General features: G+C 61.2%; 12 protein-coding genes. 8 read left to right on the forward strand and 4 right to left on the reverse strand.

What is annotated here, in order from left to right; genetic code table 11:
• Nucleotides 1-2: 2 nt before the first annotated feature.
• From ruvX to gshB, 3 genes are read right to left on the reverse strand one after another with little or no spacing between them, the layout of a single operon-like run.
• The gene (gene ruvX / locus IE111_RS04360) at nucleotides 3-428 is read right to left on the reverse strand and encodes a Holliday junction resolvase RuvX (RefSeq protein ID WP_189607281.1); all 426 of its coding nucleotides are present in this window, start codon (nucleotides 426-428) and stop codon (nucleotides 3-5) included.
• Complete coding sequence (locus IE111_RS04365) at nucleotides 425-1,315, reverse strand: energy transducer TonB (RefSeq protein WP_189607282.1); 891 nt, start codon at nucleotides 1,313-1,315, stop codon at nucleotides 425-427. Before IE111_RS04365 ends, ruvX begins: the two co-directional genes overlap by 4 nt.
• Nucleotides 1,316-2,269: a glutathione synthase gene (gene gshB, locus IE111_RS04370; protein ID WP_189607283.1), complete on the reverse strand. Its 954-nt coding sequence runs from the start codon at nucleotides 2,267-2,269 to the stop codon at nucleotides 1,316-1,318.
• Between the two features lie 383 nt (nucleotides 2,270-2,652).
• On the opposite strand from gshB, the gene pilG reads away from it, so the two are divergent.
• The 8 genes from pilG (at nucleotide 2,653) to IE111_RS04410 (ending at nucleotide 15,257) form a co-directional block, all read left to right on the forward strand.
• Entirely contained in the window at nucleotides 2,653-3,033 is a 381-nt protein-coding gene (gene pilG, locus IE111_RS04375; RefSeq protein WP_028671183.1) for a twitching motility response regulator PilG, read from the forward strand.
• A gap of 53 nt (nucleotides 3,034-3,086) precedes the next feature.
• The gene (gene pilH / locus IE111_RS04380) at nucleotides 3,087-3,464 is read left to right on the forward strand and encodes a twitching motility response regulator PilH (protein ID WP_189607284.1); all 378 of its coding nucleotides are present in this window, start codon (nucleotides 3,087-3,089) and stop codon (nucleotides 3,462-3,464) included.
• 10 nt (nucleotides 3,465-3,474) lie between these two features.
• Nucleotides 3,475-4,011: a chemotaxis protein CheW gene (locus IE111_RS04385; RefSeq protein ID WP_189607285.1), complete on the forward strand. Its 537-nt coding sequence runs from the start codon at nucleotides 3,475-3,477 to the stop codon at nucleotides 4,009-4,011.
• Nucleotides 4,012-4,116: 105 nt separating this feature from the next.
• Nucleotides 4,117-6,216 carry a methyl-accepting chemotaxis protein gene (locus IE111_RS04390; protein ID WP_189607286.1) on the forward strand — a complete coding sequence of 700 codons (2,100 nt, stop codon included), beginning with the start codon at nucleotides 4,117-4,119 and terminating at the stop codon, nucleotides 6,214-6,216.
• A 16-nt stretch (nucleotides 6,217-6,232) separates the two neighbouring features.
• Entirely contained in the window at nucleotides 6,233-7,090 is an 858-nt protein-coding gene (locus IE111_RS04395; protein ID WP_189607287.1) for a CheR family methyltransferase, read from the forward strand.
• 17 nt (nucleotides 7,091-7,107) lie between these two features.
• Nucleotides 7,108-13,728, forward strand: coding sequence for a hybrid sensor histidine kinase/response regulator (locus tag IE111_RS04400; RefSeq protein WP_189607288.1), 6,621 nt, complete (start codon nucleotides 7,108-7,110; stop codon nucleotides 13,726-13,728).
• Nucleotides 13,729-14,769 carry a chemotaxis protein CheB gene (locus IE111_RS04405; protein WP_189607289.1) on the forward strand — a complete coding sequence of 347 codons (1,041 nt, stop codon included), beginning with the start codon at nucleotides 13,729-13,731 and terminating at the stop codon, nucleotides 14,767-14,769. It abuts the gene before it with no gap.
• 17 nt (nucleotides 14,770-14,786) lie between these two features.
• On the forward strand, nucleotides 14,787-15,257 hold the full coding sequence (locus IE111_RS04410) for a chemotaxis protein CheW (protein ID WP_189607290.1): 471 nt from the start codon (nucleotides 14,787-14,789) through the stop codon (nucleotides 15,255-15,257).
• Nucleotides 15,258-15,271: 14 nt separating this feature from the next.
• Here the strand turns inward: IE111_RS04410 and IE111_RS04415 are convergent, their stop codons facing one another.
• Nucleotides 15,272-18,115: a class I adenylate cyclase gene (locus IE111_RS04415; RefSeq protein WP_189607291.1), complete on the reverse strand. Its 2,844-nt coding sequence runs from the start codon at nucleotides 18,113-18,115 to the stop codon at nucleotides 15,272-15,274.
• Nucleotides 18,116-18,229: the final 114 nt, after the last annotated feature.

The raw sequence follows: 18,229 nt of genomic DNA on the forward strand, positions 1-18,229 counted from the left end.
GGTTACAGTCCCTGCAAGTAGGTCTCCAGGATCAATTGGGCGGCAACGCTGTCGATTTGGGCCTGGCGAGCCTTGGTCAGGGTGCTGCCCTTTTGCCCCATCTGGTTGCGGGCTTCCCGGCTGCTCAGGCGCTCGTCGACACCTTCGGCCGGCAGGCCGTAGCGGCCGTGCAAGCGCTTGCGAAACTTATTGGCGCGCTGGCCCATCTCGCTGTCGCTGCCGTCCATATTATAGGGAATGCCGACCACGAAGCTGACCGGTTTCCATTCCCGCACCAGGGTGTCGATGTCGTCCCAATCGGGTATGCCGTCGCGGGCGCGCAATGGCGGCAAGGGCGAGGCGGTGCGCGTCAGGGTCTGGCCGGTGGCGACGCCGATCCAGCCCAGGCCGAAGTCGAAACCGAGCCAGTAGCCGGCAGAGTCGCTCAAGACGCCTCCCGGCTGAAGCGGTTGTCGGTGCGGAACTGCCAGGTACGGATGATCTCCAGTACGTCGTATTCCTGTCGCATGTCCGAGGTGAACGTCGGAAAGGGGGCGGCCAGGTGCACAATGCGCTTGGCGGCCTGATCCAGCAGCGCGTGGCCCGAACTCTGTGTCACGGTCACCTCATCGAGGCTGCCGTCGGCGCGAATGCGCACCGCCAGCCGGACCGCGCCGGTCAACCGCTGCTGTCTCGCGGCCTGCGGGTAGTTCTGGTTGCCGATGCGCTCCACCTCTTCCAGCCAGTTGAACACATAGGCGGCATCGAGCGAGCGTTTGGCGGAGACCGCCGTCAGTGTGCGCACGCGCGGACGCTTGGCGTAGTTCTGGCGGCTCTCGTCCAGCATGGCGCGCAGGGTCGCCACATCGCTGATCTGGCTGACCATCATCGGGTCCTGGCTGGCCAGTTCCGCTTCGGCCGGGGCTTCCTCCTCGGACTGGTCGTTGACCTCGCGGCGCTGGTCCGCGTCGGTGGTGACGATGCGCTGGCGTGGCTGCTCCGTGGGCGAGAACCGGATCTGTTGGACCTGCGGCGTGGTCCGGAAAATCTGGTTGTCCTCGATATCGGCCTGCTCGGTGGAGGTCAACTGCGCCTTTTCCTCCAGAGTGCCGCTGCCCTGCTGGTCGGCGTCGGCCAGGAAATCGGCTTCGTCCAGCGGGGTTTCACTGTCGCTGCGGTGCTGGGACAGCGTCACTTCCAGCGTCGGCGGAATCTGCTGGGCCTTGGGCGGTTGAAAACTGACGCCGAAGATCAGCAGCGCATGCAGACCCAGAGCAATAAAGAGTGTGAAACTGAGCCGGTCGGCCGCGCCCACGCCCGCTACTGCGGTTGCCATCTAGCCTTGCCCCCGTTTCTCGGCGATCAGATCCATCAAACGGCCACCGATATCGGTGTTGTAGGCGGCGTCGATTTCGCGAATACAGGTTGGGCTGGTGACGTTGATTTCGGTCAGATAGTCGCCGATCACGTCCAGTCCGACGAAGATCAGCCCACGCGCCTTCAGTTCCGGGCCGACCCGCTCGGCGATCCACCGGTCCCGATCGGACAGCGGCTGGGCGATGCCATTGCCGCCGGCGGCCAGATTACCCCGGGTTTCGCCCTTGACCGGAACCCGGGCCAGGCAATAGTCGATCGGTTCGCCGTCGATCAGCAGGATGCGCTTGTCGCCGTCCTTGATCTCCGGCAGGTACTTCTGCGCCATGGTCTGGTGGGTGCCGAAGTGGGTCAGCGTTTCGATGATGACGTTGACGTTGGGCTCGTCTTTCTTCAGGCGAAAGATGGAGCTGCCGCCCATGCCCTCCAGGGGTTTGAAGATGACATCGCCGAATTCCTTGTGGAATGCCTTCAGCAGGTCGGCGTCGCGCGTGACCAGGTGCGGTGGAGCGCAGTCGGCGAAGGCGGTGGCGTAGAATTTCTCATTGCAATCGCGCAGGGCCTGTGGTTTGTTGACAATCAAAGTCCCCTGTTGCTCGGCCCGCTCGAGCATATAGGTGGCGTAAATATATTCGTTGTCGAACGGTGGATCTTTGCGCATCAGAATCACGTCGAGCGAGGGCAGTGGCTGAATCTCGGCCTCACCCAGTTCATAAAAGTGATCCGGATCACGAAATACGCTTAAAGGGGTCATTCGTGCCCAAGGCTGACCATCGCGCAGATACAGGTCCGCCTGGGTCATGTAAAACAGCTCCCAACCCCGGTCCTGTGCGGCCCAGAGCATGGCCAGGGAGCTGTCTTTCTTGTACTGGACACTTTCCATCGGGTCCATGACGATGCCGATTCGCAATTTCATCCTCTAGCCTCGGGTAATCAACTACTGGTATGGTAATGGTTCTTTGCTATAGCAAAAACAACTTTCTTTACAGCCGGTTATAGCGAATAGCTAGAAACTGTGATAAAAGTTCCGAAGTTGTCCACAGCCGCGCTTAACCGGGCACATCCTCTTTGGAAAGTGTCATGATATCCTCACCAGACGGTGACAAGGTTGTTGGCCTGCGGGGTGGCCGTGAATGCTGAAAAGCCGAGTTTTTGCTGGAAAGCCGGGCCGGTTGCCTCCGTTTGGGGTGCACGGGTCAGCTTTCGCAACTGGATATTAAAGACTTTGCCGCCCTTAGGGCAGCACTGTCGGTTCAAAATGAGAACTAGAACATACCGCTTTCGACCCTGGGATGACCTATGGAAAACAGCTTTGAAAGCCTGAAGGTGATGGTCATTGACGACTCGAAAACCATCCGCCGTACGGCCGAAACTCTGCTCAAAAAGGTCGGCTGCGAGGTTATCACCGCTACGGACGGCTTTGATGCCTTGGCTAAGATCGCCGATACAAAACCGGACATCATTTTTGTAGATATCATGATGCCCCGCCTCGATGGTTACCAAACCTGCGCACTGATCAAGAACAACAGTGCCTTCAAGGAAACGCCTGTGATCATGCTGTCCAGTAAGGATGGCCTGTTCGATAAGGCCAAGGGACGTATTGTCGGGAGCGACCAATACCTGACCAAGCCCTTTGGCAAAGAAGAGCTCCTGGGCGCCATTCGCGACTATGTGAAGTGACAACGAATGCCGGCCTGGGCCGGCATGTTTCAGTGAATAATAACAGGTGAAACATGGCACGCATTCTGATCGTAGATGATTCTCCAACCGAAACCTACGCGTTTCAGGGCATGCTGGAAAAGCATGGCCACGAAGTGCTGACGGCCGATAACGGCGCCGATGGCGTCGCTCTGGCCCGTCAGGAATTGCCCGACATCGTCCTGATGGACATCGTCATGCCGGGCTTGAACGGTTTTCAGGCCACGCGCCAGTTGACCAAGGGCGCCGATACGGCGCACATCCCGGTGGTGATCGTCACCACCAAGGATCAGGAAACCGACCGCGTCTGGGGTCGCCGCCAGGGCGCCAGCGGCTATCTGGTCAAGCCGGTCAGCGAGGAGCAGCTGTCGTCCACGGTGGACGCAGTACTCGCCGGCAAGGCTCAGGACTGATACGGGTCTTATGTCCGACATGACCCCTATCCAGTTATTGCGCGACATCGCCAGCCGGTGTCGCGCCCAGGCGGCGGGCCTGCCGGAGCAGCAGGAGGCCCGGGAGACCTGGAGCGGTATCGGTTTTCGTCTGGGCAACCAGCATTTCGTGGCGGCCATGGATGAAATTACCGAAATTCTCAAGGTCCCCCCGGTGACACGTCTGCCGAACGTCAAGCCCTGGGTCCAGGGTGTGGCCAATGTCCGTGGTCGTCTGATCCCGGTGGTCGATCTGGACCTGTTTTTTGACGCTCCCAGTCAGGAATCCCTGCGTAACCGCCATATTTTGGTCATCGAACAGCAAGAACAGGTCGATGGCCTGATCGTGGACGCCGTTGAGGGCATGCAGCACTTCCCGGTGGACGAATTCTCCGATACCGTCCCGGAATTGCCGGCGGCCATCAGCGCCTTTGTCCGCGGTCACTATGTCCGGGACAACCGGGTCTGGGCTGTCATCAGTATGGCGGACCTATATGAACACGAAGCGTTTCAGGACGTGGCGGTCTAGCCACGTCCTATGCCTGTGCACCCCAATAAAACGCACAACATGGAATCGCTTGAACCAAGCACAAACGACGGAACAACAGCCTGAGGCCGAACTGGAGTTCGAACGATGAAACAAAGAGCCGGAAACATATTGACGATTCTGGGCACGAACCGCTTGCTCAGTATCCTGCTGGTATCGCTGCTCGTAGTGGTACTGGCACTGGTGTATGTGGTGATCTACACCTTCCAGATGCGGGGCTATGACCAGGAACTGCTGGAGCATGCCGGCGAGATGCGGGTACTGTCCCAGGAGATCGCGAAAAACGCCACCGAGGCCTCGGGCGGTCAGGAAGAAGCCTTCGGGCTGTTGCAACGCTCCCGTGCCGAATTCGAGGTGCGCTGGAATTACGTGCAGCAGGGCAACACCATCACCGGCATGCCGGCTCTGAGCGAGCACGCCCCGAATGTCGACATCAGCAATCTGTCGCGCATCTGGAATCGGGTGAGCCAGAACGCCGATTTGATCGTCGAATCCAAAGACACCATCCTGGATCTGCACGACACGGCCCAGACACTGTCCGAGCGGATTCCGGAACTCCAGGTCGAATACGACGAAGTTGTCGAAATCATGCTCGAGACCGATGCCCCGGCGGGCCAGGTGGCGGTGGCCCAGCGCCAGGCCTGGTTGGCCGAACGGATCGTGCGTTCCATTAACCGCGTACTGGTCGGTGGTGAAGGCGCGGTCATGGCGGCCGACTCCTTCGAACGGGATGCTGCCCTCTTCCAGCGCGTACTGGAAGGCATGCTGAACGGCAACCCGAACCTCGACATCCAGCGGGTGGAAGACCCCGAAGCGCGGGAAACCCTGAGCGAAATCGCCAATCTGTTCCAGATCGTATCCGGCTCGGTCACGCAGATCATGGCGACGTCGCCCGAGCTCTTCCAGGTGCGCGAAGCCTCCGCCAACATCTTCACCGACTCCCAGGTTCTGCTGGAGGAGTCCTCCACTCTGGCCGGTCAGATCCAGCAGGCCGCCAACAGCCGCCCGCTCGGCCAGACCTGGGTGCTGATCGTCATGGGTATCGTCGCCGCCGGCCTGATTCTCGGCGCGGTTGTGGTGATTATCCGCGATACCCAACGCGACTTGCGTGAAACCGCCGAAACCAACGAACAGAACCAGAACGCCATTCTGCGTCTGCTGGATGAACTGGCCGACCTCGCCGACGGCGACCTGACCACCCAGGCGACGGTGACGGAAGACTTCACGGGTGCCATCGCCGACTCCATTAACTTCGCGATCGACCAGATGCGCCAGTTGGTATCGGCCATTAACTCGACGGCGGTCCAGGTCTCCTCGGCCGCCCAGGAAACCCAGGCCACGGCCATGCACCTGGCCGAAGCCTCCGAACACCAGGCCCAGGAAATCGCCGGGGCCTCCGCGGCCGTGAACGAAATGGCCGTGTCCATTGACCAGGTATCCGCCAACGCCGCCGAATCCGCCGCGGTGGCGGAGCGGTCGGTATCGATCGCGAAGAAAGGCGCCGACGTGGTGCAGGCGACGATCAACGGCATGGACAACATCCGGGAGCAGATCCAGGAAACGTCCAAGCGGATCAAACGACTGGGTGAATCCTCCCAGGAGATTGGCGACATCGTATCGCTGATTAACGACATTGCCGACCAGACCAACATTCTCGCACTGAACGCCGCGATCCAGGCCTCCATGGCCGGCGATGCGGGTCGGGGCTTCGCGGTGGTCGCGGACGAAGTACAGCGCCTCGCGGAACGTTCCTCGGCGGCGACCAAGCAGATCGAGGCACTGGTCAAGACGATTCAGAACGACACCAACGAAGCCGTTATCTCGATGGAGCAAACGGTGGCCGAGGTGGTTCGCGGGGCCCGTTTGGCCCAGGACGCCGGTGTCGCACTGGAAGAGATCGAAACGGTATCGAAGAACCTGGCGGACCTGATTCAGAACATTTCCAACGCCGCTCGTCAGCAGGCCTCTTCGGCCGGTCACATTTCCAACACGATGAACGTGATTCAGGAAATTACCTCCCAGACGTCGGCCGGTACCACCGCCACGGCGAAATCCATTGGTAACCTGGCCCAGTTGGCGAACGACCTTCGTTCCTCGGTAGCCGGCTTCAAACTGCCGGAAGGGGACGAGGAGGATTTCAGCATGCTGGAGGCGCCCGAGCTGGATGATGAAGTCGCATCCGCCTGAGGTCTGAGGCCTGAGCTTGTCCACTGAACGCGTGTCGGTCAGCCAGGCGCCGGATTTGAGCGACCGGGCCTTTACCACCTGGCAGGATCTGCTGGAAGAACGGCTCGGGCTGCAGTTGCCCGAGCAACGTCGCAGCTTCCTGAAGACCAGCTTGTCGATTCGTATGCGCGAGCTGGGCTTCGACGATTACCTGGATTATTACCGCTATGTGAGAAGCGGCGATGCCGGGCTGGTCGAATGGAACATCCTGATCGATCGGGTCACGGTCCAGGAAACCCGATTCTTTCGGGATCCGGCGGCATTCGCCCTGACCAAGGATTTCCTGCAGCGGCGGGCCCGTGAAGGCGAGCGTCCGCTCAGCCTGTGGAGTGTCGGTTGTTCCACCGGTGAGGAAACCTACAGCCTGGCGATGATGACCTTCGATCTGTTGCGAAAAGAAGGCGAACAGGGCGTGCGACGATTCGGTGTGACCGGTACCGATGTGTCCCGACGCGCTCTGGAGACGGCCCGGGCGGGTGCCTACCCGTCGCGCCGATTGGAGAATCTGGACTCTCGTTTGGTTGAGCGTTTTTTTACACGCGAAAACGATCGATACCGGATCAACGATGAATTGAAAGACCGGGTCTGTTTTACCCGGTTGAATGTGTTGGAATTGGCACGTTCGCCGATGGCGAACCTGGATCTGATCTACTGCCAGAATGTGCTGATTTACTTTCGCAAGTGGCGCCGCAAGGAAATCGTCACCGAGCTGGCCCGACGCCTCGCCCCCGGCGGTATGTTGGTGTTGGGACTCGGCGAGGTGGTCGATTGGAAAATGCCTGAACTGACGCGGGTACCCGGTGAGCGCGCGTTGGCCTACTTGAAACACAAATAATACTGAGGGGTACAGGCATGGCAGAACGCCGTGATTATGTTGCACTGGAATGGGTCAAGGGTGAGATCGACGAGACGCTGAAACAGGCTCGTCAGGCCCTGGAAGCATTCGTCGAGACCCCGGACGACACCACCCGGCTGCAGTTCAGCCTGGCCTATGTGCATCAGGTCAACGGCACCCTGCAAATGGTCGAGTTTTATGGGGCCGCACTGCTCGCCGAAGAGATGGAGCGCCTCAACCAGGCCATGCTCGACGGCTCCACGCCGGCCAGCCAGGAAAACCTGGCCGTGCTGATGCAGGCCATGCTGCAACTGCCCAATTACCTGGAAAAACTCAAGCGCGGTCAAAGCGACCTGCCGGTCGTTATTCTGCCGTTGCTGAACGATTTGCGCGCCGCCCGTGGCGATACCCTGTTGTCCGAGACCGCCCTGTTCACGCCCGATCTGACGGCCGCACGTCGCTTCATCGGTGAGCCCGACACTGACTCCTTCCGTCAGCCGAGCGTCGCCCAGTTGTTGCGCAAGCTGCGCCAGATGTATCAGTTGGCGTTGCTCGGTTGGTTGCGGAACCAGGACATCGACACCAATCTGGAATACTTGGGTAAATCCATCGGCCGGGTCCGCAGTTTGACCGAAAAGACGCCGATCGGACCGCTCTGGTCCGTGGCCGATGCGTTTGTCTCGGCCCTGAAGGCCGGTCGCATCGACCGGTCGCCGGCCATCTCCGTCATTTTGCGGCACCTCGACGGCGCCCTGAAGCGACTGCTGGAAAAACCCCACGAAGTGGCCGGACAGGCACCGGACGAGGACCTGCTGAAGAACCTGCTCTACTACCTGGCCAAGCTCGATCCGGCCGGGCTGCCGCGTGTGCAGCGCATTCACGAGCAGTTCCACCTGAGCGACGCCCTGCCGAGCAGCGAGGAAATCGAGACCCAGCGCCAGCGTCTGTCCGGACCGGACCGTGAAACGGTCGGCAATGTCGTCTCCGCCCTGCTGGAAGAGCTGGCCCGACTCAAGGACAGCCTGGACCTGATGGTCCGTTCCCGTGTCACCGAGACCCGCCGCCTGTCCGAACTGGAACCGGGCATCAAGCAGATGGCCGATACTATGGCCGTCCTCGGGCTCGGCAACCCGCGCCGGGTGCTGACCGAGCAACTCGACCTGATTCGCCGCGTCCAGCAGCAGCCGGAACTGGAGGATGACGGTGTCCTGATGGATATCGCCGGGGCCTTGCTGTACGTGGAAGCAACCCTGTCCGGCATTGCCGACGACGCCACCTTCGAGACCGAAGACGATGAGACCGGTCTCGACGGCGCGCAGGAAGCCGTGGTGCGCGAGGCTCGCAACGGTCTCGAACAGGTCAAGGACGCCATCGTCGAATTCATCGGCTCGCACTGGGACCACGCCAAGCTGGAACAGGTGCCGCGCCAGTTGAGCGGAATTCGTGGTGGCCTGGTGATGATCCCGCTGGAACAGGCGGCGCTCGTCCTGCGCCATGCCCAGGAATACGTCGAGCAGCAGTTGTTGGGCGACAAGCGTACCCCCGAATGGAAGGAGCTGGATGCCCTGGCTGACGCTATCATGGGGGTCGAATATTACCTGGAACGTCTGTCGCGTGATGGCAGCGGCACCAATCTGGACCTGTTGCAGCGCGCGGCCGACTCCATCGGTGAACTCGGCTATCGCGTCGACTTGACGGCCGGCAACGAACCCAGAGTCGAACCCGTAACCGAGCCGCCGGCCTGGTCCGAACCGAGCGAGGATCCGGACACCGATCTTGATCTGGAATTGGACGAACTGGAGCTGGAATCCGAATCGGACCCCGACACGACGTACGCGTTGGACGAGTCGTCCGAGGCCGACAGCGGCGACATGCCCTGGGAGTCGATGACCGAATACGAGCTCGACGGTGACGATCTGGACGACAGCCTGGAGATCGACACCGAAGGTCTGTCTTCACTCGGCTTCGGTGACGAGTCGAACGACACCGAAGCAACGAGCGCGGACAGCCGGGACCAGGACTTTTCCGATTGGCTGGTCGACAGCCAGGATGCCGGGACGAGCGAAACACCCGCCGACGAGACGATCGAGCCGGAAGCCAACGAGGTCGAAGCGAAAGCCGAAACGCCGCAGGCCACGCCCGAAGCCGACGATGACGATCTGATCGACGACGACATTCTGGAAATCTTCATCGAGGAAGCCGGCGAAGTTCTGGAAGCCATCAATGAATTTTTCCCGCGTTACAAGGCGAATCCGGACGACAACGAGGCCCTGACCGAATTCCGCCGCGCCTTCCATACCCTCAAGGGGAGCGGCCGTATGGTGGGCGCTTCGGTCGTGGGCGAGACCGCCTGGGCCGTGGAAAACATGCTGAACCGCCTGATCGAAGGCAGCATTCAGCGTTCGGATGACCTGATCCGCGTGGTCGAGGAAGTCACCGCCGAAGTCCCGCAGTTGGTGAAGGCGTTCGAAGACAAACGTGTTCCGGACAGCCGTCGGGCGGATGAGCTGGCCGAGAAAGCCCACGCCTTGTCCAAGGGCCAGCCGATTCAATGGGACGACACGGCGAGCGGCGCGGAGCCCGACTTCGAGCCGGATGCGACCGTCGAGGCCGATGTCGACGAGACCGAGTCGCCGGAAGATGAGATTGAAGCCCGGGCTGACGAGGGCGAAGAGGCGGTCGAGCCGACTACCAGCCGCGATGACGAAGACGGTGGCGTCGCGCTCCTGGATATTTTCCAGGCCGAGTTGGCCAGCCATTTGGACTACATCGACAGCTACATCGAAGACGCGCCCGAACAGGCCTTGCTGCCGGATGCCCTGCAGCGCGCACTGCACACCATCAAGGGCTCGGCCCACATGGCCAGTGTCGAGGCCGTAGCCGAGCTGGTCCAACCGATGGAGCGTCTGGTCAAAGACATGCAGGAGCGGTCGATTCCGGCCGATCCCGAGGTGCTGTCGCTGTTGGCCGAAGGGGCCCGGCGCATTCGCAGCGCGGCTGGTGGAGACGAAGAGGTCGAAACCGAGTCTTTCGTCGAGCGTGTCGAGCAGGCCTACAATCGTCTGTTCCGTTCCGCGCCCGGTCAGGAGCCCGATGACCCCGCCCTGATGGCCATCTTCATGTCCGAGAGCATGGATATCGTGCTGGGCGCCGAGACAGTGCTGGAGAACTGGCGTGACGGCCAGGATCGTGCCGAGGACATCGACGAGCTGTCCCGGGAATTGACCCGTTTGTCCCAGGCCGCCCAATCGGTGGATCTGATTCCGGTCGCTGAAATGAGTCAGGGCCTGGCCCAGTTGTATGTCGCTGCCCGGAACGACCGGGTCAAGGTCGACGACGGCTTGTTCACACTCGCCAACGACGGTCACGAATCCCTGATCTCCATGATGGATCGCCTGGCCGCCGGCCAGAGCATTCGTTCCGACGCTCTGTTTCTGGAGCGTTTGAACCAATTGGTGCCGGATGCCGAACCCCTGGCCGATCTGGCCGAAGACGAGAATCCGGATGCGGCGCGTACGGCCGTCGACAGCCTGGTCCAACAGGATCTGCACAGTGGCGACAGCGAACCGCAACCGACCGGTGAACTCGAAGCCGCGACTCCCGCGCCTCAACCCGAGGCGCCGCAACGTCTGAATGTCGAAGGCGACCCGGATCTGGTCGACATCTTTCTCGAGGAAGCCAACGACATTCTGGAGAGCATTCAGGCCGCTCTCGAAAACTGGCGCGAAGACACCGACAACACCCTGGCCGTGGAAGGCTTGCAGCGCGATCTGCACACCCTCAAAGGCGGCGCGCGCATGGCCGAAATCGCACCGCTTGGCGATTTGGCGCATGAACTGGAGTTCCTGTACGAAGGTCTGGCCCAAGGCAAATACAAGCCTTCGGAAGGCTTGCTGGAACTGATCCAGCAGTGTCACGACCGCCTGGCCGTCATGGTTCAGGACATTGAATCCAACATGAGCTGCGAATCGGCGCCGGACCTGGTGGCGGCCATCAATCACTTTCGCAAGCACCCGGGTGAAGCGCCCCAACCGGTGGATATGTCCCGCCCCTCGGTGACCGATTCGGCTCCGAAGCCTGACAGTGGTGCGCCTGAGAGCCGTGCTTCCGAAAGCCGTCCACCCGAAAGCGACGACTCGGCCGAGGCCGCCTTGCCCAACACGAAATCCGGGGCGACCGAGGAGGCGCCGCAGGACTCCGATCAGCCGAAGCCCCTGGACGAACTGGGTGAAGACATCGACCTCGATATTCTCGAGATCTTCATCGATGAGGCCGGGGAACTGCTGAACGAACTCGAACAAGCCATCGAAGACTGGCAGTCCGAGCCGGGCAACGAGCTGCACGCGGACGAAATGAAGCGGGTGCTGCATACGTTGAAGGGCGGTGCCCGTCTGGCGCGGTTGAAAAACCTCGGCAATCTGAGCCACGATTTCGAAACCTACATCATCCGTGCCCAGCAAGACAAGCAACCGCTGGACGAGGCATTCTTCCGCGACATTCTCGGCCGTCAGGACCAGTTGGTGCGGGGCGTCGAAGCGATGCAGGCCTTCCTGGAAACCCAGGGGTCGAGCGGCAGCTTCGGCCCAAGCGTGATCCAGATGGCGCAGGAACTGGACGATGACGACTGGGAACAATCGACCGGCGACGCCCAGCCGCCGGCCGTACGCGAACCGGAACAGGCCGCTCCGTCCGAGGACAGCGGTGACAAGACCAATGTCCTGCCGTTTAAACGCAAGGAGGCCGAGCGCAAGGCCGAGACCCAGCGCCGTGCCCAGCCACAGGAGACGGTCAAGGTCAACGCCAGCCTGTTGGAAGGTCTGGTCAACCTGGCCGGTGAGACATCCATCGCCCGCGCCCGTCTGGAGCAGGAAGTCAGTGACTTCACCTTCACCCTGACCGAGATGGACTCCACCATCGACCGACTGCGCGAACAGGTGCGGCGGCTGGACATGGAAACGGAAGCGCAAATCATCTTCCGCCAGGAACGGGCCGAGGAAACCAACTACGAAGACTTCGACCCGCTGGAAATGGACCGCTATTCCCAGATCCAGCAGTTGTCGCGCTCCCTGATGGAGGCCACGTACGACCTCAACGAGTTGAAGTCGTCGCTGACCGACAAGACGCGGGACGCCGAAACCCTGCTGCTGCAACAGAGCCGCATCAACACCGAACTGCAGGAAGGCCTGATGCAGACGCGGATGGTGCCGTTCAACCGCCTGGTACCGCGGTTGCGTCGGATCGTCCGTCAGGTCGCCGGCGAACTGAACAAAGGCGTCGACTTCATCGTCGGCAACGCCGAAGGCGAAGTCGACCGGACCGTGCTGGAACGGATGATTTCCCCGCTCGAGCACATGCTGCGCAATGCCGTCGACCACGGCATCGAAGGTGTCGACCAGCGAAGCCAGGCCGGCAAACCCGAAAAGGGATCGGTCTACCTCGACCTGTCCCGCGAGGGCAGCGACATTGTGCTGCGCCTGTCCGACGACGGCGGCGGCATGGATGTGAACCGCATCCGTGACAAGGCCATCGACCGGGGTCTGATGGACCCGGACGCGGACCTGAACGACCGCGAGATCCTGCAATATATTCTGGAGCCCGGCTTCAGTACCGCCGATCAGGTGACCCAGATTTCCGGGCGCGGCGTCGGCATGGACGTGGTGAATTCCGAGGTCAAGCAACTGGGCGGTAACATGGCCATCGACTCGCGGCCTGGTGAAGGGTCGCAGTTCACCATCCGCCTGCCGTTCACCGTATCGGTGAACCGGGCCCTGATGGTCAACATCGAGGATGACCATTACGCCATTCCGCTGAGTTCGATTGAGGGCATTGTGCGGGTGACGCCCAAGCAACTGGCCGAGTACTACAAGCCGGACGCGCCGCTGTTCGAATACGCCGGCGGCCGCTATCGCCTGGAATACATGGGTGGCCTGCTGCGCACCGGCGCCATGCCCAACCTGCACGGACTCGACATGCCGGTGCCGCTGGTGTTGGTCAAGGGCAGCGATGAACACCACTCCATGGCGCTGCACGTCGACCGACTCATGGGCAGCCGTGAAATCGTGGTGAAGACACTGGGACCCCAGTTCAGCACCGTCCCCGGCGTTTCCGGGGCCACCATCCTCGGGGATGGTTCAGTGGTGGTGATTCTGGATCTGGCCGCCCTGATCCGCAGTCAGCTGGCTGTCGAACACCACAACGTCACCCGTTTGCCGGTCTCTACGCCAGCGCCGGCTCCGCAGCCCAAGAAAGAACGCGATCCGGATGCGCCGGTACGGGTCATGGTGGTGGACGACTCGGTGACGGTCCGCAAGGTGACCAGCCGCCTGCTGGAACGCCAGGGCATGGAAGTGCTATTGGCCAAGCACGGCGCCGATGCCATGACCCAATTGCAGGATGTGGTGCCGGACATCATGCTGCTCGACATCGAAATGCCCTATATGGACGGTTTCGAGGTGGCCTCCCGGGTTCGCCACGATGAACGTCTCAAACAGGTGCCGATCATCATGATCACCTCCCGAACCGGCAGCAAACACCGTGAGCGGGCGTTGTCGATCGGCGTCAACGAGTATATGGGCAAGCCGTTCCAGGAAGGACCGCTGCTCGAGTCCATCAATCGACTGCTCGACGGGGATGACTGAGTGGATACCCGGCCGGCGACCGACCAGCACAACCGGGTCGGGTTGATCGCGGACACGCCCCTGGTGCAGCACATGCTGCATCAGGTGGTGGCCGACGCCGGCTACGAAGTGGCGGTCAACACCTCGCCGGAGCGGCTGAACGCCACCCTGCTGGACAGCGAGACGATACGCGTCTGGGTGGTCGAGCTGGAAAACCACGACACCTGGGACACCTTCCTGAACGACCTGCTCGAGCGGGTCGAAGCGCCGATCCTGTTTGGTGATGGCGACATCCCCGGCAAGAACGACGAGCGCTATCCGCGCTGGCACAAGCGCATGCAGGACAAATTGCGCGCGCTGGCGCCGGTGGTCGAACCCAAGGTGGATGCTCCGGAAATCGACCTTGAGCGGCTGTTGAAGACGACGCCTCGCCCGGTCTACACCCTGCCGGACCGGTTGAAGTCGGCGCCCAAGACCGAGTTGGGGCCGATCTGGGTGCTGTGTGCCTCCCTGGGCGGTCCGGAAGCGGTCAAGACCTTTCTCGACCTGTTACCGCGTGATCTGCCGGCCTGCTTCCTTTATGCCCAACACATCGACGCCGGCTGTCTGGACGCGCTGATCCAGTCCATCGGCCGACACACCGAACTGAAACTGGTACCCGGTGGCCACGGCTCCCAACTGGAAAACGGTCGCGTACATGTGGTGCCGGTCAACCACGAGATCCGTTTTACCGAGAACCATGGGATCGTCTGGCAGAACAACCCCTGGTCCGGGCCTTATGGACCCAGCCACGACCATTTGTTGAAAAACGTGGTGACCCGGTTCGGGTCCGACACCAATGCCATCGTCTTCAGCGGCATGGGCAGCGACGGCGCGATCGGCGCCACCGAGGTGGAGTCCGCCGGCGGAACCGTCTGGGCGCAGGACCACGTCAGTTGCGTGCAAAGCTCGATGCCCGATTCCGCCGACCGTACCGGCGCCGTCGCCTGGCGGGGGTCCCCCGAAGCCATGGCCGAAAAACTCATCGCCTGGTTGGATTCACACAGCACCCAGGTGGCTTGATCAATCGAGGAAACACCATGAAAGCAATGACACCGGCCGAACAGGACACCATCGTTTCCAGCCTGTTGGTCCCGATGCAGCAAAAGAATCTGTTGGTGCCCAACGTGGCGATTGCCGAAGTGGTGCCGAAATCGACCCTGTCACCGCTGGAAAATGCGCCGCCCTGGTTTCTCGGCTATCTGGAATGGCGCGGCGAGCAGGTGCCGGTACTCAGTTTCGAAGTCGCCAACAGCCAGGTGCACGCCCAGGATGCCAGTCAGGCCCGAATCGCCGTGTTCAACGCGGTTTCGGACAAGAGCCGTCGGCGCTTCTTCGGACTGCTGGTGCAGGGCATTCCGCGTCAGATCAAGCTGGGTGAGGCCGATATTCGCGAAGACAGCCAAGCCAGCCTGGCCCAGGCCGAGAAACAGGCCGTGATCACCCAGTTGGGCAAAGCCTCGATTCCGGATCTGGACTACCTGGAAGGTTTGGTCGCCCGGGTGGCCTAACGGCCATCGGCTTTTTAGAGCTTGGTCATCGCATCGTTAATGCGCTTCTCCAGCTTCAGTTTCGCCCGCACGTAATGCATGGTTTGCGCCCGTCCGTAAGGTAGGCTGGCCAATACCCGGTCGGTCAGCGCCAGGTCGGTGATGTAGACCGGATAGCGCTGGCCCTGGGCGCGCAGGCCGAGTACATAGGAGGCGACGGCGGGATAGAATTGCTCGCCCAATTCCGCCGTACTGAATTCCTTGTCGTTGCAGATCATCTGATATTCGTAGCGCCCCTTGTTGTTCCGGTCCATCACCGCCTGCAGGTTGATGAACCGACCTTCCTGCATCAATCCATTCAAGCGGGCCCGTTTCAACTTGGCATCGCCGGCGCCCTTGCCCGCCAGTTCATAGCAGTTGACCGAACGCTGATGGAGGTGGAAGGCATCTTCCTCGCTGCGCTGGCGGTGTTCGGTGATGCGCAGAAACCGGACCAGCGGTGCCAGCAAGGTGGGCAGGTTGTAATAGGGTTGGCGGAATTTCAGCAGTGAACCGTGTTCATCCAGCAGATACAGCGTGGCCTGGCGATCGGTCAGGCGGTAGACCAAGGTGATCGCAGTATCGCCGGGTTGTTCCCTGAGAACGGTTTTCAGATGGCTGCGCGGGGTGTCGAACAAGCGGTCCGGCCGAATCAGGCTGGGAGCGGGTTGTTCGCTGCCCAGCCATTCGACCAGTTCGGCCTCGGATTCGAATTGCACGGGCTGGATTTGCTCGCCGGTGAAAAACAATGCCTGATACCGGTTCCCCAGGTTGTACAAAAAGCGGACCGGCCGGCCCATCAGTGATTCATACAGGCTGGTCATGGCGTCGCCGATCAGGTCCTGGACCCGCTTGGCGATCGCATGCGGTCGTGTCTGGTTGTGGCAATGGCATTCCACCAGCGGTTGGGATTGATTGGGCTTGCCGAGCCGGGTGAGCAGGAACTGGATGGCCTGGGGCAGGGCATCCTGGCCGGTGAACCGATCCACCATGACTTCCCCCCAGGAATTGATCGCCACCAGATCCAGCGTCGCCACCAGGTTTTCACGCAGGGCGCTGAAATCCAGGCTGTTGCTGCGTGCGGAAATCTTTTGCAGGCCGCGCTCGGTCAGGTGTTTGAGCGGATCGCAACCCAGGTTGATGAACACCAGAACACGCTCGATCTGGGCCGGTTGAAAGTAGTTCGGCTGGCTGACCACCGGTCGATCCGAGGGCAGGGCCTGGCGCAGGGTCGCCAGCGTCTTGCGTACCTCGAACTCGGTCAATTCCTGGTGCCGGGCGAAGACCGGAATGTGCAGATGGGCTTCGAGCAGGCCGTTCAAATGGCACCAGAGCAGCGTTTCGAGCAGGCCGGGCGTTTTCTTCAATGCCGCCGGTTCATCGTCGTCGCCCTGGACCTGGCTGTAGGCCGCCCACTGGGTTTGGCCGGGTTGGCGGCGGTTGCTCTCTTCGTGAATGCGCACCTTCTCGTGACTGAGATCGACGTCCTGTCCGAAGCTGATGAAGTCGATCTTGCCGCGCCGGCGATCGAAGGCGGCGTGCAGCTTGCGGCTGAGAATCAGCAGGTCTTTCTGGCTCATCAGGTGGCTGCTTTGATGCTCGGCGGCGAACTGGGTCAGGAACCGGTAACTGTGCGTCAACTCGTTGACCAACAGCTTGCGCTCGCGCATCACGTCCTGGACCGGCCAGTTGCGATGGCCATCGAGATAGCTCAGATAGGCGTCGCTCCATTGCCAGTCTTCCACCATCTGTTGCATCAGCCGACGCCGCCAGCCGACGGTGCGGATGCTGCGGCTCATGGGAATGCCGACCTTGAAGTAGAAGCAGCGTCGTACCAGTTCCAGTCGATCGGTCTCGCCCCGTTCGCGCAAATAGGTCTCGATGCGCTGGTAGAGCATCGCGTAGGGGTCGAGGTCGTTCAGCGTAAGGAAGTTGCTGTGGATGGCATTCTTGTAGCGGTGCGCCAGGCTGGTGACGGACGGAAACTCCCGCGCGTAGACTTCCAGCAGCAGCAATTTGAGCACAGACTTGTGCGGCGAATCGATGCCTTTGTAGAGCTGCCAGAGACCGGCGCCGATGAATTCACCGGGCGGCAGTTGCGGAATGGGCCCGAAATCGATGGTGTGTTCGGGGCGCAGCAACCCCTTGTCCTGGTATTCCCGGATGGTCGCTTCGTAATGGGTCTCGTCTTCGATCGGAACCAGCCACCAGGCCGGAGGGGCGCCGGCCAGCAGCTGGCCGGTTCGATAGAATTCATCCAACAACAGAAAATGTTGGGTCGAGCCGCAGTTTTCGCCGGTCAGCGAACGCTGGTCGTTGCCCTGGAAATGGTGAGCGTCCATCAGGAAGAAATGCACTTCCAGGTTGAACCCCTCCGCCCATTGGCTCAGTGCATGGGCTTTATATTCGAGCAATCGGATCTGTTCACCGCTGAGCTGGCTGCTGTAACACACCCAGATATCCAGGTCCGACGTGGTCGACTGGGCGATGCTGCCGCTGGAACCCATCAGATAAAGGCTCATCAGCTGTGGCTGCATCGGGCGCAGGTCGGCCGGCTTGACGGATCGCTGGTAGCTTTGCAGCATCTGCACCGTACCCTGTGCCGGCGTGTAGTTGACCAGCCCCACCGGTATTTCCGGTTCGTCGACATAGCCCGGAGCCTGGGGCAGGTTGGTGTGAAACAGCAAGGGAATCAGATCCAGACATTGGCGCTGTTTCGCCTGCAAGCTGTCGCGCAGGCGCGACAGACGGCCATCGTTGACGGTGAGAAATCGCTCGCGTCGCTCCTGAAGCGTTGGCCAGCTGGGGGTGGAAGTCGTTACTGCCGGTGCGTCCGCCACTGGGCATGAACCTGAATATGATGAATATAGGGAAAGTGTGACTGATGTCCCAAGTGTAGTCGATATCGGCCGTTGTCCCGAACCATTGAACATCGGATTCACCGGGTGCGGTGT

The organism is Saccharospirillum salsuginis, assembly GCF_014651855.1.
GTDB classification, from domain to species: Bacteria; Pseudomonadota; Gammaproteobacteria; order Pseudomonadales; family Natronospirillaceae; genus Saccharospirillum; species Saccharospirillum salsuginis.